The organism is Variovorax sp. V213, from assembly GCF_041154455.1.
Lineage (GTDB): Bacteria > Pseudomonadota > Gammaproteobacteria > Burkholderiales > Burkholderiaceae_C > Variovorax.
In genome coordinates this window covers 2,049,823-2,069,671 of sequence record NZ_AP028664.1, presented here as the reverse complement: position 1 = coordinate 2,069,671, position 19,849 = coordinate 2,049,823, and the positions used below count along the sequence as shown (strand labels likewise).

Below are 19,849 nucleotides of genomic sequence, written 5' to 3'. Positions count from 1 at the left end.
GCCTGCGTCAGTGCAGGTGGCGCGGACGGCGGCCGCCGCCATGCCCACCGCCGCTGCCACTGCCGCCGGTGCCGCGCGGGCGCTTGCCGATCTCGAGCGAATTCACGAGGGCATCGAAGCGGTCGCTGAAGAGGCGGTCGATCTCGGACACCACGCCGCCAAGCTCGGCACCATCGAAGTGGCGTTCCATCAGGTTGACGACATCTTCCACCAGCAGGTCGCGCTGCACCTGCATGATCGCGGCCGGATTGGGGCCCACGAACAGCATCAGGAAATCGTCGCGCGATTCTTCGTCGGGGTCGCCCTCTTCCTCGTCGAAGTCGGTGTCGTAGAAGGTGACCTCGATGGCGGCACCGCGTTCCGACAGTTCATTCAGCGCCATGCACATCTCGTCGAGCGCCTGGCGAAAGTCGTCGTCGCCTGGCACCGTCCAGCACATCTGGAGCATGTGGTCCTTCTGCTCGAAACGGATGCCGGGCTCTTCTTCGTAGGTGCTCGTGGCGCCGTCGGCCAGCGACTTGGCGCCCGAATAGGCCCACAGCGGCTTGAGTGCTTCCTGGATCTGGTCGAAGGTGACGTCAGACCGCAGCGGCACGTCGCCGTGCACATGAATTTCAAATGGAGCGTTGTAACGAGGCATGGAGTGCTCCCTTGTCTAAATATGGTGCCCGGAACGGGGATCGAACCCGTATGCCCCGATTAAGGAAGCGGCGGATTTTAAGTCCGATGTGTCTACCAATTTCACCATCCGGGCCTCGGGTTTGAACATCGACGATAACCCAAACGAAACGAGCCCCGGCAACGCAGGTTGGCGGGGCTATTTTCGATGGAGGTTGGATCGAACTGATCAGGAGAGGTGGAGGCGCGACCCGGAGTCGAACCGGGCTAGACGGATTTGCAATCCGTTGCATAACCGCTTTGCTATCGCGCCACGCTGCTGAAAACGAAATCGAACTCGCGAAAAAAAGGGAAGCAGTGCTTCCCTTTTTCAAAAACTGGAGCGGGAAAAGAGTCTCGAACTCTCGACCTCAACCTTGGCAAGGTTGCGCTCTACCAACTGAGCTATTCCCGCGTTTCGAGCCTCGAATTATAGAACACTTTTTCGGGGCTCGGCAAGTTCTGCCGATCAATGTTTGACGGAGCCCTCGGAGGCCTGCGTTCCGCGCTGCTTGGCCAGCTCGGCCACGGCGGCGGCGGAGGCCGCAACTTCCTCGTCGGACAACGGCTCGGGCATCTTCTCGAGTGCGATTTCCAGGACCTTGTCGATCCACTTCACGGGCACGATCTCGAGGCCGTTCTTCACGTTCTCGGGAATGTCCTGCAGGTCCTTCGCGTTCTCTTCGGGAATCAGCACGGTCTTGATGCCGCCGCGCAACGCTGCGAGCAGCTTTTCCTTCAGGCCGCCGATGGCCGTGACCTCGCCACGCAGCGTGATCTCGCCGGTCATGGCAACGTCGGCACGCACGGGGATGCCGGTGAGCGCCGACACGAAGGCGGTCGTCATCGCGGCGCCCGCGCTCGGGCCGTCCTTGGGCGTTGCGCCGTCGGGCACGTGGATGTGGATGTCGCGCTTCTCGAACACCTCGTCCTTGATGCCCAGGCGGCGCGAGCGGCTGCGCACCACGGTGCGCGCGGCCTCGACCGATTCCTTCATCACGTCGCCGAGCGAGCCGGTGCGGCTGATCACGCCCTTGCCGGGCATGGTGACGGCCTCGATGGTGAGCAGATCGCCGCCCACTTCGGTCCACGCCAGACCGACCACCTGGCCGACCTGGTTCTGCTTCTCGGCCAAGCCGAAGCTGTACTTGCGAACACCGAGAAAGTCGTTGAGGTTGGCGCCGTCGACCACAACCTTCGGCGTCATCTGCTTGAGCAGCAAGCCCTTCACCACCTTGCGGCAGATCTTGGAGAGCTCGCGCTCCAGCGAGCGCACGCCGGCTTCACGGGTGTAGTAGCGCACGATGTCGCGCACCGCTTCTTCAGTGACCAGCAACTCGTCTTCCTTGACGCCGTTGTTCTTCAATTGCTTCGGCAACAGGTACTTGAGCGCAATGTGCGTCTTCTCGTCCTCTGTGTAGCCCGAGAGGCGAATGACTTCCATCCGGTCGAGCAGCGCCGGCGGAATGTTCATCGAGTTCGAGGTGGCCACGAACATCACGTCGGAGAGGTCGAAGTCGACCTCGACGTAGTGGTCGCCAAAGGTATGGTTCTGCTCCGGGTCGAGCACCTCGAGCAACGCGCTCGACGGGTCGCCGCGGAAGTCCGTCCCCAGCTTGTCGATCTCGTCGAGCAGGAACAGCGGATTGCGCGTGCCGATCTTGTTCAGCCCCTGCAGCACCTTGCCCGGCAGAGCGCCGATGTAGGTGCGGCGATGGCCGCGGATCTCCGCCTCGTCGCGCATGCCGCCGAGCGCCATGCGGGTGTACTTGCGGCCGGTCGCCTTGGCGATCGACTGCCCGAGCGAGGTCTTGCCCACGCCGGGCGGGCCCACGAGGCACAGGATGGGCGCCTTGACCTTGTCGACGCGCTGCTGCACCGCGAGATATTCGAGGATGCGGTCCTTGACCTTCTCCAGGCCGTAGTGGTCGGCATTGAGCACCGCCTCGGCGTTCGCCAGGTCGTGCTTGATCTTGGTCTTCTTGCTCCAGGGCAGACCCACCAGCACGTCGATGTAGTTGCGCACCACGGTGGCTTCGGCCGACATCGGAGACATCAGCTTGAGCTTCTTGAGCTCGCCCTCGGCCTTCTTGAGCGCTTCCTTGGGCATCTTGGCGAGCTTGATCTTCTTCTCGATCTCCTCGATGTCCGCGCCCTCTTCGCCTTCGCCGAGCTCCTTCTGGATCGCCTTGACCTGCTCGTTGAGATAGAAGTCGCGCTGGTTCTTTTCCATCTGGCGCTTCACGCGGCCACGGATCTTCTTGTCGACGTTGAGGATGTCGACTTCGCGTTCGAGCTGGCCGAACAGGTTCTCGAGCCGCGACTTGACGTCGGCCAGGTCGAGCACGGCCTGCTTGTTGTCGAGCTTCAGCGGCAGATGGGCCGCGATGGTGTCGGCCAGGCGGCCCGGATCGTCGATGCTCGAGATCGAGGTGAGGATCTCGGGCGGGATCTTCTTGTTGAGCTTGACGTACTGGTCGAACTGCTGCATCACGGCACGGCGCAGCGCCTCGACCTCGGTGCCCTTCTCGCCGCCTTCGGGCGCCTCGACCGGCGTCACGTTGGCCGTGAAATGGGTTTCACCGTCGTCGATGCGGTTCACGCGGGCGCGCTGCTGGCCCTCGACCAGCACCTTCACGGTGCCGTCGGGCAGCTTCAGCATCTGCAGGATGGTGGAGACGCAGCCCACTTCGAACATGTCCTCGACCGAGGGCTCGTCCTTGGCGGCAGCTTTCTGCGCCACCAGCATGATGCGGCGCTCGGCCTCCATGGCCAGCTCGAGCGCCTTGATGCTCTTGGGGCGCCCCACGAACAGCGGGATCACCATGTGGGGGAACACGACGACGTCGCGCAGCGGCAGCAGCGGCAGATCGATCGCGTCGGCAGGCAGGGGGGTATGACCGGACATGAATATCCTTTGATTGATCAGGCAAAGATGGATGGGCCTGCGGGCATTTCAAGCCCGTGCACCCGTTCTTTGTCGAAGGCGCCGGAAGCCTCGGTGAGAAGAGCCGGCGCCGCGTTCACTCAGGCCTTCTTGGCCGCTTCGCGGTACACGAGCAGCGGCGGCTTGTTTTCATCGATTGTGGATTCTTCGACCACAACCTTGTCGACGTTGGTGGCATTCGGCAGTTCGAACATGGTGTCGATCAGCGACTGCTCGAGGATGGAGCGCAATCCGCGCGCACCCGTCTTGCGCGCAAGCGCCTTGCGCGCAATGGCCTTGAGCGCCGCGGGACGGATCTCGAGGTCGACGCCTTCCATCTGCAGCAGCTTGGTGAACTGCTTGACCACGGCATTCTTGGGCTCGGTCAGGATCTGCACCAGCGCATCTTCGCTGAGCTCGGCCAGCGAAGCCACCACGGGCATGCGGCCCACGAGTTCGGGAATCAGGCCGAACTTGATCAGGTCTTCGGGCTCGACTTCGCGGAACACCTCGGTGATGCTGCGCTGCGCCTTGCTCTTGACCGAGGCGCCGAAGCCGATGCCCGAGGCCTCGGTGCGGTTTTCGATCACTTTTTCGAGGCCGGCAAAGGCGCCGCCGCAGATGAACAGGATGTTGGTCGTGTCGATCTGCAGGAAGTCCTGGTTCGGGTGCTTGCGCCCGCCCTGGGGCGGCACGCTGGCCATGGTGCCTTCGATGAGCTTCAGGAGCGCCTGCTGCACGCCCTCGCCCGACACGTCGCGGGTGATGGAGGGGTTGTCCGACTTGCGCGAGATCTTGTCGATTTCATCGATGTAGACGATGCCGCGCTGGGCCCGCTCGACCTCGTAGTTGCAGCTTTGCAGCAGCTTCTGGATGATGTTCTCGACATCCTCGCCCACGTAGCCGGCTTCGGTCAGCGTGGTGGCGTCGGCCATGACGAAGGGCACGTCGAGCATGCGCGCGAGGGTTTGCGCAAGCAGCGTCTTGCCCGAGCCCGTGGGCCCGATCAGGAGAATGTTGCTCTTGCTGAGCTCGACGTCGTCGCCCTTGGCCTTTTCCTTGTGGCGCAGGCGCTTGTAGTGGTTGTAGACGGCCACCGACAGCATGCGCTTGGCCGGCTCCTGGCCGATCACGTAGTTGTCGAGGTTGGTCTTGATCTCCAGCGGCGTGGGCAGGTCGTTGCGCGCCTCGCGCGCCTCTTCACCGGCCGGGAGCTCGTCGCGGATGATTTCGTTGCAAAGGTCGATGCACTCGTCGCAAATGAAGACCGAAGGGCCCGCGATCAGCTTCTTGACCTCATGCTGGCTCTTGCCGCAGAACGAGCAATAAAGCGTTTTTTCGCTGGAAGAGCCTTTTTTTTCGGCCATGGACAGGTGCCTCGTAACGGGGTAGGGACAATGATAACGAAACAAAAACGGCGTTTCCCTTGTGGAAAACGCCGCTTTTGCCTTTTTGGCGCCACCGGCGCCGTGTGGCGCAGGTTCGACCGGTCAACCGCGCTTGGCAATGACCTGGTCGACCAGGCCGTAGTCCTTGGCTTCGTCCGCGGTCAGGAAATAGTCGCGTTCGGTGTCCGACTTGACTTTTTCGAGCGGCTGGCCCGTGCGTTCGGCCAGGATGCGGTTCATCTGGTCCTTGGTGCGCAGGATGTCACGGGCATGGATCTCGATGTCCGTGGCCTGGCCGCGGGCGCCGCCGAGCACCTGGTGGATCATGATCTTCGAATTGGGCAGCGAGAAACGCTTGCCCTTTTCGCCGGCCGCCAACAGGAAAGCGCCCATGCTGGCCGCAAAACCGATGCACATCGTCGACACGTCCGGCTTGATGAACTGCATGGTGTCGTAGATGGCCATGCCGGCGCTCACGCTGCCGCCCGGGGAGTTGATGTAGAACGAAATGTCCTTGTCCGGATTCTCGCTCTCCAGGAACAGCAGCTGTGCCACCACGAGATTGGCGGTCTGGTCGTTGACCTCGCCCACCAGGAAGATGATGCGTTCCTTGAGGAGACGCGAATAGATGTCGTAGGACCGCTCGCCGCGGCCCGACTGCTCGATGACCATCGGGATCATGCCGAGGCCTTTGATTTCCTGTGCGCTCATTGATTTGCTCTCCGGGAAGGGTTCGTTCGCTGTTCGTATTTGACTGTACGCCTGAGTGAAATGGGGCTCGTGCCGCAAAGCACAAGCCCCATTGGCGTCGCGGGCGGCGGCACGGGCCGGAGTACCTCCGTGCTTCGCACTGCGGTGCGAGCCTGCTTGGGGCGGCCCGGCGCGGCGCTCAGCCCTGCTGCTGCGCCATCAGCTCGTCGAATGTCACCGACTTTTCGTTGACCTTCGCCTTGGCGAGCACGAATTCGGTCACGTTGTTCTCGATCACCACGGCCTCGACTTCGGCCAGGCGGTTGTTGTCGCTGAAATACCAGCGCACCACGTCGGCCGGCTTTTCGTAGCTGGCGGCCAGCTCGTCGATGTGGGCCTTGATCTGTTCGGGCTTGGCCTGCAGGTTGTTGGCACGCACCAGTTCGGCCACCACCAGGCCCAGGCGCACGCGGCGCTCGGCTTGCGGACGGAACACTTCGTCGGGAATCGGTGCCTTGTCGGCGTCCTTGATGCCGCGCTGCTTGAGCTCGGCGCGGGCGCCTTCGACCATGCGGTTCACTTCGGACTGCACGCTGGCGTTCGGCAGGTCGAGCTCGGCGTTGGCCACCAGGGTGTCCATCACGGCGTTCTTGTTGCGGGCCAGCAGGCGGAACTTCACTTCGCGCTCGAGGTTCTTCTTGATGTCGGCGCGCAGGCCTTCGACCGTGGCTTCGGCAATGCCGAGCGACTTGGCGAGCTGTTCATTGACTTCGGGCAGGTGCGAGGCCTCGATCTTCTTCACGGTGACCATGAAGTCGGCTTGCTTGCCCGCCACGTCCTTGCCGTGGTAGTCGGCCGGGAACGACAGCGGGAAGGTGCGGCTGTCGCCGGCCTTCATGCCGCGCACGGCGTCTTCGAATTCCTTCAGCATCTGGCCTTCGCCGACGACGAACTGGAAGTCTTCGGCCTTGCCGCCCTGGAAGGGCTCGCCGTCGATCTTGCCTTCGAAGTCGACCGTCACGCGGTCGTCGTCCTGGGCCACGGCGTCTTGCGCGCGCTGGGCGAAGGTGCGGCGCTGGCGGCGCAGGATGTCGAGCGTCTTGTCGATCGCGTCGTCGCCCACTTCGGCCGAGAGCTTCTCGACTTCGGCGCCCGACAGGTCGTTGATCTTGACTTCGGGGAACACCTCGAACACCGCGTCGAAGGCCAGTTGGCCTTCGGGCGACTCTTCCTTCTCGGTGATGCGGGGCTGGCCGGCCACGCGCAGCTTGGCTTCGTTGGCGGCTTGCGAGAAGGCTTCACCGACCTTGTCGTTCATGACTTCGTAGTGCACCGAGTAGCCATAGCGCTGGGCCACGACGTTCATCGGCACCTTGCCCGGACGGAAGCCGTCCATCTTGACGGTGCGCGCGAGCTTCTTGAGGCGCGAATCGACTTCGGACTGGATGGTGCCGACCGGCAGGGTCAGCGTGATCTTGCGTTCGAGCTTCTCGAGAGTTTCAACGGTCACGGTCATGGTGTCTTCCTTGTGAGGGGTGTGGCTGGTGCGCGGGGCCGGACTCGAACCGGCACGTTCTTGCGAACGTCAGGACCTAAACCTGGTGCGTCTACCAATTTCGCCACCCGCGCTATTGCCATTTTTCAGGTGAATGCAAAAGCGGACGGCCCTGGTGCAACGGGTAGCCGCTGCCCAAAGACCGTCCGCCTGAAATCGGTCAACCTGCTATTTTAAGCGCTAATCGGACCCTCTTTTGGCTCCCGCTTGACGCGGAACGCTGCGGCGTACATTGCCGGCAGCGCCAGCAGGGTCAATACCGTCGCCACGATCAGGCCGCCCATGATGGCCACGGCCATCGGCCCCCAGAACACGCTGCGGGAGAGCGGAATCATCGCCAGCACGGCCGCCGCGGCGGTCAGCACGATCGGCCGCAGGCGCCGCACGGCCGATTCGACGATGGCGTCCCAGGCCGGCACGCCGGCCTCGCGGTCGCTTTCGATCTGGTCGATCAGGATCACCGCGTTGCGCTGGATCATGCCCATCAGCGCGATCACGCCCAGGAGAGCCACGAAGCCGAACGGCCGGTTCAGCACCAGCAGCGCACCGGCCACGCCGGCGATGCCCATGGGGCCGGTGATGAACACCAGCAGCGAGCGGCTGAAACTGTGCAGCTGAAGCATCAGCAGGGTGAACACCACGAACAGCATGATCGGCACGCCCGCGACGATGGAGGCCGAGCCCTTGCTGCTTTCCTCGACCGCGCCCGCCACCTCGATGCGGTAGCCGCCCTGGCCGGCCGCGTGCCAGCCGGCTTCGAGCTGGCGCAGCTTCGGCAGCAGCTGTTCGGTCACCGTGGCGCCCTGCAGGCCTTCGACCACGTCGCCCTGCACCGTGATGGCGTAGTCGCGGTTCTCGCGCCACATCACGCCGGGTTCCCAGCTGAACACCGGCCGCGCGATCTGGGTCAGCGGAATCGAACGGCCCGACGTGGTGGGCAGATAGGCGTTGCCGATGTCCGAGATGGCCTCGCGCTCGTCCGCCGACTGGCGCAGCACGATATCGATCAGCAGGTCGTTCTCGCGGTACTGGCCCACCGTGGTGCCCGAGAACATCGTCTTGGAGGCCTGGGCGATCGCCTGGCTGGTGACGCCGAGCGCACGCGCCTTGGCCTGGTCGACCTCCAGCCGGATCACCTTGACCGATTCGTTCCAGTTGTCGTTCACGCCGCGCATGTTGGCGTTCTCGCGCAGCGCGGCCTTGACCTCGTCGGCGTGCGCGCGCAGCTGCGCGGGCTCGGTGCCGATCACGCGGAACTGCACCGGGTACGGCACCGGCGGCCCGTTGGGCAGCAATTTCACGCGGCCGCGCACTTCCGGGAACTCCTGTGCCAGCAGGGCCGGCAGCTTGATGCGCAGGCGCTCCCGCACCTTCAGGTCCTTGGCCAGCACGATGAGCTGCGACACGTTGGTCTGCGGAAACACCTGATCCAGCGGCAGGTAGAAGCGCGGCACGCCGGAGCCGATCCAGGTGCTGACCGTCTTCACGCCCTCTTCCTTCATGATGCGCTGCTCGACCCGCTTGGCGACCTCTTCGTTCGCGGGGAACGAGGTGCCCTCGGGGAACCAGATGTCGACCATGATCTCGGGCCGGCTCGAATCCGGGAAGAACTGCTGCTGCACCTTGCCCATGCCGAAGATGCCCAGCGCAAAGATCAGCACCGTGGCGCCGATGGTCAGCCATCGATGCTGCACGCACCAGTTCACCGCGCGGCGGAAGGTGTTGTAGAACGGCGTGTCGAACAGCTCGTGCGGAGGCGCGTCGGGGTCGTGCGGCTTCACCTTGAGCAGCAGCGTGCCGAGGTAAGGCACGAAATACACCGAGACGATCCACGACAGCACCAGCGCGATCACCGTCACTGCAAAGATCGCGAAGGTGTATTCGCCTGTCACCGACTTGGCGATGCCGATGGGCAGGAAGCCCGCTGCGGTGATGAGCGTGCCGGTGAGCATGGGCTTGGCCGTCACGTCGTAGGCGAAAGTGGCGGCGCGGACCTTGTCGTAGCCCTCTTCCATCTTACGCACCATCATCTCGACCGCAATGATCGCGTCGTCCACCAGGAGACCGAGCGCGATGATCAGCGACCCCAGCGATATCTTGTGCAGCCCGATGCCGAAGTAGTTCATGGCCAGGAAGGTCACGGCCAGCACCAGGGGGATGGTGATGGCCACCACCAGCCCCGGGCGCATGTCGATGTACCAGCCGAAGCGCCCACCCTTGTGCAGGCCGAGCGAGATGATGCTCACGGCCAGCACGATGGCCACCGCCTCGATCAGCACGCCGACGAATTCATTGACCGAGCTGGACACCGACACCGGCTGGTCCTGCACCTGCGCCAGCTTGACGCCGGCCGGCAGGCGCTGGTCGATCTTTGCGGTGGTGGCGCGCAGCGCCTTGCCCAGCGCAATGATGTCGCCGCCCTTGGCCATGGAGACGCCGAGCGCGATGACCTCCTTGCCCTGGTGGTGTACCTTGACCGCCGGCGGATCGACGTAGCCGCGGTGAATCTCGGCAATGTCGCCGAGCTTCAGCTGGTTGCCCGAACTGCCGCGGATCGGCATCTCGCGCAGCTGCTCGACGCTGGTGAACTGCCCGGCCACGCGCACCTGCACCACGTCGGCGGGCGACTGGATCGTGCCGGCGCTTTCCACCGCGTTCTGGGAGCCGAGCTGGGCCAGCACCGCATTGAAGTCCAGCCCCAGCTGCGCCAGTCGCTTCTGCGAGATCTCGATGTAGACCTTTTCGTCCTGCACGCCGAACTGGTCGACCTTGGCGACGTCCTTCACGCGCAGCAATTGCTGGCGCACTTCGTCGGCCAGGGTCTTGAGTTCGGCATAGCTGAAGCCTTCGCTCTCCAGCGCGTAGATCACGCCATAGACATCGCCGAAATCGTCATTGAAGAACGGGCCCTGGATGCCTGCGGGCAAGGTGTTGCGGATATCGCCGATCTTCTTGCGCACCGTGTACCAGACGTTGGCCACGTCGCCAGGCTTGGAGGAGTCCTTGATCTGGAAAATGATCTGCGACTCGCCGGGTTTCGAATAGCTGCGGATCTTGTCGGCATACGGCGCTTCCTGCAGCGTGCGTTCGAGCCTGTCGGTCACCTGCTCGGCCACCTGCTGCGCGGTGGCGCCGGGCCAGTAGGTGCGCACCACCATCGCACGGAAGGTGAACGGCGGGTCTTCGTCCTGGCCAAGCTGGAAGTAGGCAAAGGCTCCCAGCACCATCAGCACCACCATCAGGTAGCGCGTGAGGGGCGAGTGGTCCAGCGCCCATTTGGAGAGATTGAAGCCTGCGGGCTTGTCGGTGGTCGCAGCGCCCTGCGTCATTTGGCGGCACCTGCTGCGATCTCCTTCTTCGCGGCCGAAACGGCCTCGGCGGACTGCGCGGGTTCCTTCGCATTGGCGGCGGCCGCGGCCGCCTCCTTGCTCTGGTAGATGGTGACCTTCTGTCCCGGCGAGAGCACGTGCACGCCCGCGGCCACGACCATCATGCCGGGCGCCAGCCCGCCGCCAATCACGGCCTCGTTGCCGTCGGCCGTGGCCACCTGCACCGGCTGCGAACGCACCGTCATGCTCGGCTTGTCCAGCACCCAGACCGAGGTGCCCTTGCCCTCCTGGCGCAGCGCGCTGGTCGGCAGCTTCATGACCGCGCCGCCCGTGCGTGCCAGCGCCTGCGGGCGCGCGTAGACCGTGGCGCCGAGCTGCGGCGAGGTGGCCGCGTCGATCGCCACCTTGACCGAATAGGTGCGCGTGACCGCGTCGGCGCTGGCCGCCACTTCTCGCACCTGGCCTTGCAGTTCGGTGCCGCCCGACCAGCCGCGCACCGTGACCGGCGAACCGGGCTTGATCAGCGCGGCCCGGTCTTCGGGCACCGCGAACACCACGTCGCGGGCGCCGTCCTGCGCGATGCGAACGACCGGCGTGCCCGCCTGCACCACCTGTCCCGGTTCGGCCTCGATGGCGGTGATGATGCCGGCCACGTCCGCGACCAGCGTGGTGTAGCTGGCCTGGTTGCCTTGCGACGACAGCTGGGCCTGCGCCTGTTCGAGCTGTGCCTGTGCGGCCTTCCAGGTGGATTCGCGGCGCTCCAGTTCGGCGCCGCTGATGAAGTTCTGCTCGCGCAGTTCGCGGTAGCGCTTGAGGTCGGCCGCCGCGAGATCGCGGTTGGTCTGTGCCGCGGCGAGCTGGGCGCGCGCCGCTTCAGCGGCCAGCCGGTAGTCCTGCGGGTCGAGTTGGGCCAGCACCTGTCCAGCCTGCACGTGCTGGCCGAGCTCGGCCTGGCGCCTGGTGATCTTGCCGGCCACGCGAAAGCCCAGGCGCGATTCGACACGGGCCCGAACCTCGGCCGAGAACTCGGGCTGGGCATCGAATTCGCTGGTGCCCACCGTCACCAGCTTGACCGCACGCACGGGTTCCTCGGCTGGTTTCGACTGCGAACAGCCGGCCAGGAACAAGGCGGGAAGCAGCAGCCATGCAATGGCGCCGCGGGCAGGAAATAAGCCGAAGGAGGCGGTCATGAGACACCCTGGAAAGGTCGAACCTGGTCATTACTGACCCACTGGTTAGTAATCTAGGGTAAACCTCAAGGACTGTCAATCGCAGAGTTCGATGATTCGCTAGGTTCGCTGTCCCATCTCGACCAGGCGGTTGTCCGGAAGCTCGAAATAGTCGGACGCCCTGCCCGCATTGCGCTGCAGCCAGCCAAAGAGCACGCGGCGCACGGGGTTCATGCCCGGAAGGTTTTCTTCCCCGACCGAAGCGCGCGAGACGAAGTACGAGGTCTTCATCGAATCGATGGCCAGCCCCTTCTGGTAGGCGAATATCCGCATGAACTCGGGCACGTCGGGCCGCTCCATGAAGCCGTGGCGCGCCGTGACCACCCAGATGCCGTCCATCAGGTGCTCGGCCTCGATACGGATCACCGCATCGACGCGCGGGGTGTCGCAAGCCAGCACCCGCAGCACGATCACCTGCTCGTGCAGCACCTGGTTGTGCTTGAGGTTGTGAAGCAAGGCATGGGGTACCGCCGTGGCGTCGGCATTCAGGAATACCGCCGTGCCTTTGACGCGGTGCGGCATGGCGAGCGCCAGCGATTCGAAGAAGGGCTTGAGCGGCAGGCTTTCGGCCGCGGCGGCTTCCAGCCCCAGGCGGCGGCCCTTGGACCAAGTCGTGAAAAGCACCATCACCCCTGCTGCCACGGCCAGCGTGAGCCAGCCGCCTTCAGCCACCTTGAGGCTGTTGGCAGCCACGAAAGTCAGGTCGACCACGGCAAAAGCCACCACCCCGAGCACCACCGCCACCCTGTTCCAGCGCCAGAGCCCCCAGGCCACGACGCCGGCCAGCAGCGTGGTGGTCACCATCGTGACCGACACCGCAATGCCGTAGGCCGCCGACAACGCCCCCGAACTGCGAAAGCCCAGCACCAGCAGCAGCACCCCGGTCATCAGCAGCCAGTTGACCACCGGCACATAGATCTGGCCGATGGCCGAGCCCGAGGTCTGCACCACCCGCATGCGCGGCAGGTAGCCCATGCGCATGGCATGGGCTGTCAGGGAAAAGGCGCCCGAGATCACGGCCTGCGAGGCAATCACTGTGGCCATGGCAGCCAGCACCACCATCGGCAAAACGCCCCATGCAGGAAAGAGCCGGAAGAACGGGTTGTCGACGGCCGCCGGATCGGCCAGCACCAGCGCGCCCTGCCCGAAATAATTCAGCACCAGCCCCGGCAGCGCAATGAAGAGCCAGGCGAGCCGGATCGCCCGCGCGCCGAAGTGCCCCATGTCGGCGTACAGCGCTTCACCGCCGGTAAAGGCGAGAAATACTGCGCCCAGCACCCCCATCGACTGGAGCCGGTGCTCGACCAGGAAGCCGATGGCCCGGCGCGGATCGAGTGCCGCCAGCACCTGCGGATGCTGCAGCACCTGCCAGCCGCCTGCGAGGGCCAGCACCCCGAACCACAGCAACATGACCGGCCCGAACACCTTGCCCACCACGCCGGTCCCCTTGCGCTGCACCGCGAAAAGCGCGAGCAGGATGACGATGGTGATCGGAATCACCGCACGCTGCAGCACCGGCGCCCGCACCTCCAGCCCCTCGACCGCAGACAGGACGGAAATGGCCGGCGTGATCAGGCTGTCGCCGTAGAACATGGCCGCGCCGACCAGGCCGAGCACCCCGATGGCATTCCACACCCAGGGCCGGGTCCGCGCGCCTCCGGCCGCATTGCGCGCGAGGGCCTGCAGGGCAAGAATGCCGCCCTCGCCGTCGTGGTCGGCGCGCAGAACGAACACCACGTACTTGAGCGTAACCACGAACATCAGGCCCCAGAAGATGAGCGAGAGCAGGCCCAGTACCGCATCGGGCGTGAACGCCACGCCGTGCTCGGGGTTCAGTGTTTCCTTGAAGGCATAGAGCGGCGAGGTGCCGATGTCGCCAAACACCACGCCCAGCGCCGCGATCATCAGGCCGGGCCCTGCCGCGTGAGACGCCTCGCCGTGCGTTGGACTCTGGGCGGCGGGAACCTGTGCCTGTGCATTCATGAAGCGTGCGATGGGATTGGGGTGACACCCGAGCATAGTGCGCGACGGGTGTCGCGGACAATCGCCGCGTGTCTGCACCATCCCCTATTGCCGCGCCGCCGGCGCATTACGAGAATTTCCCCGTGGCCTCCTGGCTGTGCCCGCCCCATCTGCGACCGCCCATTGCCGCGATCTACCATTTCGCGCGCACCGCGGACGACATCGCGGACGAAGGCGATGCCTCGCCCGACCAGCGGCTGGCCGACCTTCGCGCCTACCGCGAAGAGCTCCGCGCCGCTGCGCATGGCAGCGTGCCGGCCTCCTCGCGCTGGCCGTACGTGTTCGGCCCGCTGGCCCACAGCATCGCCCAGTTCGCCTTGCCCGAGGAGTTGCTGGCCGACCTGCTGAGCGCCTTCATGCAGGACATCGAGAAGACGCAGGGCGGCGGAACCTACGCCGACCGCGCCGAACTGCTCGACTACTGCCGCCGCTCCGCCAACCCGATCGGCCGCCTGCTGCTGCACCTGTACGGCGTGAACGACGCCGAGGCGCTGGCGCAAAGCGACGCCATCTGCAGCGCCCTGCAACTCATCAATTTCTGGCAGGACCCGAGCGTGGACCTGCCGCGCGGCCGCTTCTATCCTCCCCTGGCCGACTGCGCCCGGCGCGGCCTGACGCGCGAGAGCTTCAAGGCCTTCATGCCGCTTGCCGATGCGCCGCCCCCGCAGGAAGCCATCAACCTGATCGCGGTCGAGAGCGCGTGGGCACGCGAGCTCATGGCCCAGGGCGCCCCGCTGGTCCACCGCCTGTCCGGCCGCGCCGGCTGGGAGCTGCGCTTCGTCGTCCAGGGCGGCCTGCGCATTCTCGACAAGATCGAAGACCTGGGATTCGACACCTTCTCGCAACGCCCCACGATCAGCAAGACCGACGCCCCCTTGCTGGCCTGGCGCGCCCTGCGGATGCGGAGACAATTGCCGCCCATGAAAGCGCCCCTCCGATGACTCCCGAGCAATACGTACAAGACAAGGCCGCCGCCTCGGGCAGCAGTTTCTATTACGCGTTCCTGTTTCTTCCCAAGCCGCGGCGTGCCGCGATCACGGCGTTCTATGCCTTCTGCCGCGAGATCGACGACGTGGTCGACGAGGTCAGCGACCCCGGCGTGGCGGCCACCAAGCTCGCCTGGTGGCGCACCGAGGTGGCGCAGTCTTTCTCCGGCCCGCCGCGCCACCCCGTGATGCAAGCCCTGGTGCCGCATGCAGCCGCCTACGGCATCGAGCCCAGGCAGCTCAACGAGGTGATCGACGGCTGCCAGATGGACCTCGACCAGACCCGCTACCTCGACTTTCCCGGCCTCGCGCGCTACTGCCATCTGGTGGCGGGTGTGGTGGGCGAAGTCGCGGCGCGCATCTTCGGCCAGACCGATCCGCAGACCACCGCCTATGCGCACAAGCTGGGGCTGGCACTGCAGCTCACCAACATCATTCGCGACGTTGGCGAAGACGCGCTGCGCGGCCGCATCTACCTGCCCGTGAACGAACTGCAGAAGTTCGACGTCAAGGCGCACGAGATTCTCAACCGCGTGCATTCGGAACGTTTCGTGGCGCTCATGAAGTTCCAGGCCCAGCGCGCGCACGCGGCGTACGACGAAGCCCTCGCCCTGCTGCCCGCCGTGGACCGCCGTGCGCAAAAGCCCGGCCTCATGATGGCCAGCATCTACCGCACGCTGCTGCGCGAGATCGAACGCGACGACTTCCAGGTGCTGAACCAGCGCGTGAGCCTGACGCCCGTGCGCAAGTTCTGGCTGGCTTGGAAAGTGCAGGCGCTGGGGCGCATTTGAAAACCGCCGTTGTCGGCGCCGGCTGGGCCGGGCTCGCCTGCGCCGTCGAAGCCACGCGGCTCGGCCATGCCGTGACGCTGTTCGAGACGGCGCACATGGCAGGCGGGCGCGCGCGGCGCGTCGACCACATGCATGGGCTGACGCTGGACAACGGGCAGCACATCCTCATCGGCGCCTACACCGCCACCTTGAAGCTGATGCGCGAGGTGGGGGTCGATGTGGAACAGGCTCTGCTCCGGCTGCCGCTCTCGCTGCGTTTTTCCGATGGCGGCGGCCTGAAGCTGCCGCGGCTGCCTGCACCGCTCGATCTGCTGGCCGGCATTTTCACGGCACGCGGCTGGACGTGGCGGGACAAGTCCACCCTGCTGCGCACCGCCGTGCAATGGCGCCTGCGCGGGTTTCGGTGCGAGCCGGGCACCACGGTTGCCACGCTCTGCGCCGGCCTCACGCCGCGCGTGATGGAAGAGCTGATCGAGCCGCTGTGCGTCTCCGCGCTCAACACGCCGGTCGATCAATCGAGCGGCGAGGTGTTCCTGCGGGTGCTGCACGACGCGCTCTTCAGCGGCAGCGGCGGGGCCGACCTGCTGCTGCCGCGCGTGGACCTCGGCACGCTTTTTCCCGACGCGGCCCTGGCGTGGCTCGCGACGCGCGACGCAACGCTTCGCGTCGGCATCCGCGTGCGCGCCATCTGGCCCGAGGGCGTGGCATGGCGGGTCGACGGCGAGCGCTTCGACCGCGTCGTCCTGGCCTGTGCGCCGTGGGACGCCGCGCGGTTCGTTCGCGCGTCCGGCCTGTCGGACCTGCCGGCGCACCGCTGGTGCGAGACCACCGAGGCGCTGCGCTTCGAGGCCATTGCCACGGTCTATGTGCGCGGCGCCACGCCGCTCGCGGAACCGATGCTGGCACTGCGCAGCCGTCCCCACACCGCACCGGCGCAGTTCGTGTTCGACCGCGGCCAGCTTGGCGGACCCGCGGGCGTGCTGGCCATGGTCGTCAGCGCGAACGAAACTCCGCGCGAGGCGTTGGAACACCAGGCCATGGCACAGGCCGCGACCCAACTCGGTCAGACCGCGCTGCAACCCGTGCAGACCGTGGTCGAGAAGCGTGCCACCTTTGCCTGCACGCCCGGGCTCTTGCGGCCGCCCTCGGCCATCGCCCCTGGCCTGCAGGCCTGCGGCGACTACACCGAAGGCCCCTACCCCGCCACACTCGAAGGTGCGGTCCTGAGCGGACTGGCCGCCGCCAACGCACTGACATCACCATGACCGAATTGCGCTACCTGGATTTCGACTACAGCGAAGACACCGAAGGCCACGGCACCTTCGACGCCATGGCCTCGACCGTGTCCGAAAAAACGCGCGAAGTGCTGGCCGAGATTGCACGGGTTCTGGCCTGGGCCGACGCGGCCTTTCCGGATGCGCGCGGCGCGCTTGACGATGGCGCAATGTGGGACTTCGACCTGCAGCAGACCCGCGAAGAGCCGAACCTCGACATCGTGACCTTCTCACTCAGCGGCACGGCCGACTTCTGCGCTGCGTTTCGCGAGCAGTTCGCGGTGGATTGAAAAGTCCGACAAGCCCGCAGCCGCGGAGGCTGCGCCCCACAACCATCCGGTCCCGGAAAGAAACATGGTCACCTGCTACCTGCGCTACATCGTCGATCCGTACAAGCTCAAGGAATTCGAGCATTACGGCAAGCTCTGGATCCCGCTGGTCGAAAAGTTCGGAGGAAAGCACCACGGCTACTTCCTGCCGTCCGAAGGCGCGAACAACGTGGCGCTCGCGATGTTCAGCTTTCCGAGCCTCGCAACCTACGAACAGTACCGCGTCGATTCGATGCAGGACCCCGAGTGCCAGGCCGCCTTCAGGTACGCCGAGGACACCCGCTGCATCCTGAGCTACGAGCGCAGCTTCTTCCGGCCGGTGTTCTCGTAAGGTGGAAATTCAAGCGCCGAGCGCCACGCACAGCGCGTGCAGGTTCGGCACGATCAGCTGCGGGCGTGCGCCGTGCACCCAGGGCCGCTCGTCGCGCACCAGCCAAGCCGCCTGCATGCCGGCGTTGAGCGAGCCGACCACGTCGAGCTCCGCGTCGTCGCCCACGTGCAGCACGTCCTTTGGCAGCAGGCCGACCGAAGCGGCCGCGGCGCGGAAGATCGGCGCATGCGGCTTGCCGCTGCCGAAGGCGCGCGCATTGAACGCGGTGCGAAACCAGCGGCCCACGCCGGTCAGGTGGATGTCCGCATTGCCGTTCGAGACCGCCACCAGCGGATAGCGTTCGCTGAGCCACTTGAGGGCCGGCAGCGCATCGTCGTACAAGGTCACGCGCTGGCGTTCGGCAAAGAAGGCATCGAAGGCCGGATCCGCCAGCGCCGGGTCTTCGCCCGCATGCTTCAGCGCCGTGCGGATCGATTCGCGGCGCAGCGCGCTCAGATCATGCGCGAGGTCCGAACGCTCCTTGGCGGTGGCTTCGCGCAACTCGCGCAGGACGCCCGGGTTCAGCAGCAGCGACGCGGTCTTGGGTGCTTCGCGCAGCAGCCATTCCTGCAGCACGGTCTCGGCACGCTCGATGGTCGGCCAGATCGGCCAGAGCGTGTCGTCCAGGTCGAGCGAGATCGCCGAGATGCGCTTGATGTCGAGTGGCTCGGCGCCTGCCAGCGCCGTGGAAACGGAAGTCATGCCCGAGAATATCGCATGCCTCAAGACAACGGGAACAACAGTTCCATCGCCGCGCGCACCGCCGTACTCTGGTGCAACCTGGGCTCGCCCGACGCCCCCACCACGGCTGCGGTGCGTTCCTATCTTGCGGAGTTTCTCGGCGACCCGCGCGTGGTCGAAATTCCCCGGCTGCTCTGGGCCTTGATCCTGCACGGCATCATCCTGCGCGTGCGGCCCGCCAAGTCGGCCGCCAAGTACGCGAGCATCTGGATGGCCGAAGGCTCGCCGCTGAAAGTGTGGACGCAGAAGCAGGCCACCCTGCTTGCCGGCTGGCTCGGCGAACGCGGACACCGCGTGGCCGTGCGCGATGCGATGCGCTATGCCAGCCCCTCGATCGCCTCGCGGCTGGACACGCTGCAGGCCGAAGGCGCGGCGCGCGTGCTGGTGCTGCAGGCCTACCCGCAGTATTCGGCCACCACCACGGCCAGCGTGATCGATGCGGTGAACGACTGGAGCAGCCGCCAGCGCCGCATTCCGGAATTCCGTTTCGTCAACCAGTACCACGACGATCCGGCCTACATCGAGGCGCTTGCGCAAAGCATCGAGCGCCACTGGAAAACCGAAGGCCGTGGCGAGGTGCTCCTGATGAGCTTCCACGGCATTCCGGCGCGCAACATCGCGCTCGGTGATCCATACCAGGCGCAATGCCTCGAAACCGCGCGCCTGCTCGCAGCGCGGCTCGGCCTTTCAGCCGCACGGCACCGCGTTACCTTCCAGTCGCGCTTCGGCCGCGCCAAGTGGCTCGAACCCTATACCGAACCGACCCTGCGCGAACTCGGCGCGAGCGGCATCAAGCGGGTCGACGTGGTGTGCCCCGGTTTCCCTGCCGACTGCCTCGAGACGCTGGAAGAAATTGCGATGGAAGGCCGCGAAGCCTTCATGCATGCCGGAGGCGAGGCTTTCAGCTACATCCCGTGCCTCAACGACAGCCCGGCCTGGATCACCGCGCTGACCGGGATTGCCGAACGCAACCTCGCGGGCTGGCCCACCCAGGCCGCGGCTGGCGCTCAGAACCTGCCCAGGTAGTCCATCTTGCCGACGGGCATGCCCATGTGGCGCAGCACGCCGTAGGCCGTGGTCACGTGGAAGAAGAAATTGGGCAGCGCAAACTGGAGCAGGTAGCGCTGCGCCGTGAAATGCGCCTCGCCTTCGCGCGCCTTGATGGTGACGGAGCGTTCCTCCTGGCCGTCGATCAGCGCGCGGTCCACGGTTGCCAGGAAATCCTGCGTCTTCGCGATGCGGGCCAGCAGTTCGTCGCAGGTCTTTTCCTCATCGGGAAAGCTCGGCGCCGTGATGCCCGCGATGCGCGCCACGCCGAGCTTCGAGGCATCGCTCGCGCGCTGGATCTGGCCGGCCAGGGTGAGCATGTCGGGTGCGAGCCTCGCGTCCACCAGCGTCGCCGGGTCGATGTCGTTGGCCTTGGCGTGCGCCAGGCTCTTCTCGAGCACATGGGTGAGCTGGCCGAGCCCGCGGGAGAAGACCGGCACGGAGAGGTCGTACATCGAAAGCGCCATGGCGTAAATCCTTGTGGTTGGAATCGGCGGCGATTGTCTCGCCGACGC

The 19,849-nt window shown here is 65.6% G+C and carries 16 protein-coding genes and 4 tRNA genes; 6 read left to right on the top strand and 14 right to left on the bottom strand.

The genetic code is table 11. The features are described 5' to 3' along the window. Positions 1–7: 7 nt before the first annotated feature. The 12 genes from ACAM55_RS09835 to ACAM55_RS09780 form a co-directional block, all read right to left on the bottom strand. Positions 8–640 (bottom strand): DUF6806 family protein, encoded by a 633-nt coding sequence (locus tag ACAM55_RS09835; RefSeq protein WP_055806239.1) that lies wholly within the window; start codon positions 638–640, stop codon positions 8–10. Positions 641–662: 22 nt separating this feature from the next. Then, positions 663–754, bottom strand: a tRNA-Leu gene (locus ACAM55_RS09830). A gap of 103 nt (positions 755–857) precedes the next feature. Further along, positions 858–931: transfer RNA gene (locus ACAM55_RS09825), tRNA-Cys, on the bottom strand. A gap of 65 nt (positions 932–996) precedes the next feature. After that, positions 997–1,072 (bottom strand) — tRNA-Gly (locus ACAM55_RS09820). A gap of 54 nt (positions 1,073–1,126) precedes the next feature. After that, positions 1,127–3,565: an endopeptidase La gene (gene lon, locus ACAM55_RS09815; protein WP_369655832.1), complete on the bottom strand. Its 2,439-nt coding sequence runs from the start codon at positions 3,563–3,565 to the stop codon at positions 1,127–1,129. A gap of 119 nt (positions 3,566–3,684) precedes the next feature. Next, positions 3,685–4,950, bottom strand: a complete 1,266-nt coding sequence (gene clpX / locus ACAM55_RS09810) for an ATP-dependent Clp protease ATP-binding subunit ClpX (RefSeq protein ID WP_369655831.1) — start codon at positions 4,948–4,950, stop codon at positions 3,685–3,687. 123 nt (positions 4,951–5,073) lie between these two features. Then, on the bottom strand, positions 5,074–5,682 hold the full coding sequence (gene clpP / locus ACAM55_RS09805) for an ATP-dependent Clp endopeptidase proteolytic subunit ClpP (RefSeq protein ID WP_369655830.1): 609 nt from the start codon (positions 5,680–5,682) through the stop codon (positions 5,074–5,076). 178 nt (positions 5,683–5,860) lie between these two features. Beyond that, positions 5,861–7,177 carry a trigger factor gene (gene tig / locus ACAM55_RS09800; protein WP_369655829.1) on the bottom strand — a complete coding sequence of 439 codons (1,317 nt, stop codon included), beginning with the start codon at positions 7,175–7,177 and terminating at the stop codon, positions 5,861–5,863. Between the two features lie 26 nt (positions 7,178–7,203). Then, positions 7,204–7,290, bottom strand: a tRNA-Leu gene (locus ACAM55_RS09795). Between the two features lie 99 nt (positions 7,291–7,389). After that, positions 7,390–10,545, bottom strand: coding sequence for an efflux RND transporter permease subunit (locus ACAM55_RS09790; protein ID WP_369655828.1), 3,156 nt, complete (start codon positions 10,543–10,545; stop codon positions 7,390–7,392). Continuing rightward, a complete protein-coding gene (locus ACAM55_RS09785) occupies positions 10,542–11,735 on the bottom strand; it encodes an efflux RND transporter periplasmic adaptor subunit (protein ID WP_369655827.1) in 1,194 nt (397 codons plus the stop codon). The genes ACAM55_RS09790 and ACAM55_RS09785 overlap by 4 nt, the downstream gene beginning before the upstream one ends. 99 nt (positions 11,736–11,834) lie before the next feature. After that, positions 11,835–13,679: a potassium transporter Kup gene (locus ACAM55_RS09780; protein ID WP_369656366.1), complete on the bottom strand. Its 1,845-nt coding sequence runs from the start codon at positions 13,677–13,679 to the stop codon at positions 11,835–11,837. A gap of 200 nt (positions 13,680–13,879) precedes the next feature. Here ACAM55_RS09780 and hpnC point away from each other — a divergent pair, with 200 nt between their 5' ends. The 5 genes from hpnC (at position 13,880) to ACAM55_RS09755 (ending at position 17,507) form a co-directional block, all read left to right on the top strand. Next, a complete protein-coding gene (gene hpnC / locus ACAM55_RS09775) occupies positions 13,880–14,737 on the top strand; it encodes a squalene synthase HpnC (RefSeq protein ID WP_369656365.1) in 858 nt (285 codons plus the stop codon). Then, positions 14,734–15,573, top strand: coding sequence for a presqualene diphosphate synthase HpnD (gene hpnD / locus ACAM55_RS09770; protein WP_369655826.1), 840 nt, complete (start codon positions 14,734–14,736; stop codon positions 15,571–15,573). Before hpnC ends, hpnD begins: the two co-directional genes overlap by 4 nt. Beyond that, positions 15,570–16,838, top strand: a complete 1,269-nt coding sequence (hpnE, locus tag ACAM55_RS09765; protein WP_369655825.1) for a hydroxysqualene dehydroxylase HpnE — start codon at positions 15,570–15,572, stop codon at positions 16,836–16,838. The genes hpnD and hpnE overlap by 4 nt, the downstream gene beginning before the upstream one ends. Continuing rightward, positions 16,835–17,137 (top strand): hypothetical protein, encoded by a 303-nt coding sequence (locus ACAM55_RS09760; RefSeq protein WP_369655824.1) that lies wholly within the window; start codon positions 16,835–16,837, stop codon positions 17,135–17,137. Before hpnE ends, ACAM55_RS09760 begins: the two co-directional genes overlap by 4 nt. Positions 17,138–17,201: 64 nt before the next feature. After that, positions 17,202–17,507 (top strand): NIPSNAP family protein, encoded by a 306-nt coding sequence (locus ACAM55_RS09755; protein ID WP_369655823.1) that lies wholly within the window; start codon positions 17,202–17,204, stop codon positions 17,505–17,507. Between the two features lie 9 nt (positions 17,508–17,516). Here ACAM55_RS09755 and ACAM55_RS09750 read toward each other — a convergent pair whose 3' ends face one another. Next, positions 17,517–18,248 (bottom strand): HAD family hydrolase, encoded by a 732-nt coding sequence (locus ACAM55_RS09750; RefSeq protein WP_369655822.1) that lies wholly within the window; start codon positions 18,246–18,248, stop codon positions 17,517–17,519. A 15-nt stretch (positions 18,249–18,263) separates the two neighbouring features. Between ACAM55_RS09750 and hemH the strand changes: the two genes are divergently transcribed. Continuing rightward, positions 18,264–19,313: a ferrochelatase gene (hemH, locus tag ACAM55_RS09745; protein WP_369655821.1), complete on the top strand. Its 1,050-nt coding sequence runs from the start codon at positions 18,264–18,266 to the stop codon at positions 19,311–19,313. On the opposite strand, the gene ACAM55_RS09740 is transcribed toward hemH, so the two are convergent. Further along, positions 19,295–19,801: a DUF1993 family protein gene (locus ACAM55_RS09740; RefSeq protein WP_369655820.1), complete on the bottom strand. Its 507-nt coding sequence runs from the start codon at positions 19,799–19,801 to the stop codon at positions 19,295–19,297. The genes hemH and ACAM55_RS09740 overlap by 19 nt on opposite strands. Positions 19,802–19,849 lie beyond the last annotated feature (48 nt).

Bases quoted from the DNA above. Each gene is read 5' to 3' on its own strand.
- ACAM55_RS09835 (WP_055806239.1), bottom strand. From the start codon at position 640: ATGCCTCGTTACAACGCTCCATTTGAAATTCATGTGCACGGCGACGTG.
- lon (WP_369655832.1), bottom strand. From the start codon at position 3,565: ATGTCCGGTCATACCCCCCTGCCTGCCGACGCGATCGATCTGCCGCTG.
- clpX (WP_369655831.1), bottom strand. From the start codon at position 4,950: ATGGCCGAAAAAAAAGGCTCTTCCAGCGAAAAAACGCTTTATTGCTCG.
- clpP (WP_369655830.1), bottom strand. From the start codon at position 5,682: ATGAGCGCACAGGAAATCAAAGGCCTCGGCATGATCCCGATGGTCATC.
- tig (WP_369655829.1), bottom strand. From the start codon at position 7,177: ATGACCGTGACCGTTGAAACTCTCGAGAAGCTCGAACGCAAGATCACG.
- ACAM55_RS09790 (WP_369655828.1), bottom strand. From the start codon at position 10,545: ATGACGCAGGGCGCTGCGACCACCGACAAGCCCGCAGGCTTCAATCTC.
- ACAM55_RS09785 (WP_369655827.1), bottom strand. From the start codon at position 11,735: ATGACCGCCTCCTTCGGCTTATTTCCTGCCCGCGGCGCCATTGCATGG.
- ACAM55_RS09780 (WP_369656366.1), bottom strand. From the start codon at position 13,679: ATGATCGCGGCGCTGGGCGTGGTGTTTGGCGACATCGGCACCTCGCCG.
- hpnD (WP_369655826.1), top strand. From the start codon at position 14,734: ATGACTCCCGAGCAATACGTACAAGACAAGGCCGCCGCCTCGGGCAGC.
- ACAM55_RS09760 (WP_369655824.1), top strand. From the start codon at position 16,835: ATGACCGAATTGCGCTACCTGGATTTCGACTACAGCGAAGACACCGAA.
- ACAM55_RS09755 (WP_369655823.1), top strand. From the start codon at position 17,202: ATGGTCACCTGCTACCTGCGCTACATCGTCGATCCGTACAAGCTCAAG.
- ACAM55_RS09750 (WP_369655822.1), bottom strand. From the start codon at position 18,248: ATGACTTCCGTTTCCACGGCGCTGGCAGGCGCCGAGCCACTCGACATC.
- hemH (WP_369655821.1), top strand. From the start codon at position 18,264: ATGCCTCAAGACAACGGGAACAACAGTTCCATCGCCGCGCGCACCGCC.
- ACAM55_RS09740 (WP_369655820.1), bottom strand. From the start codon at position 19,801: ATGGCGCTTTCGATGTACGACCTCTCCGTGCCGGTCTTCTCCCGCGGG.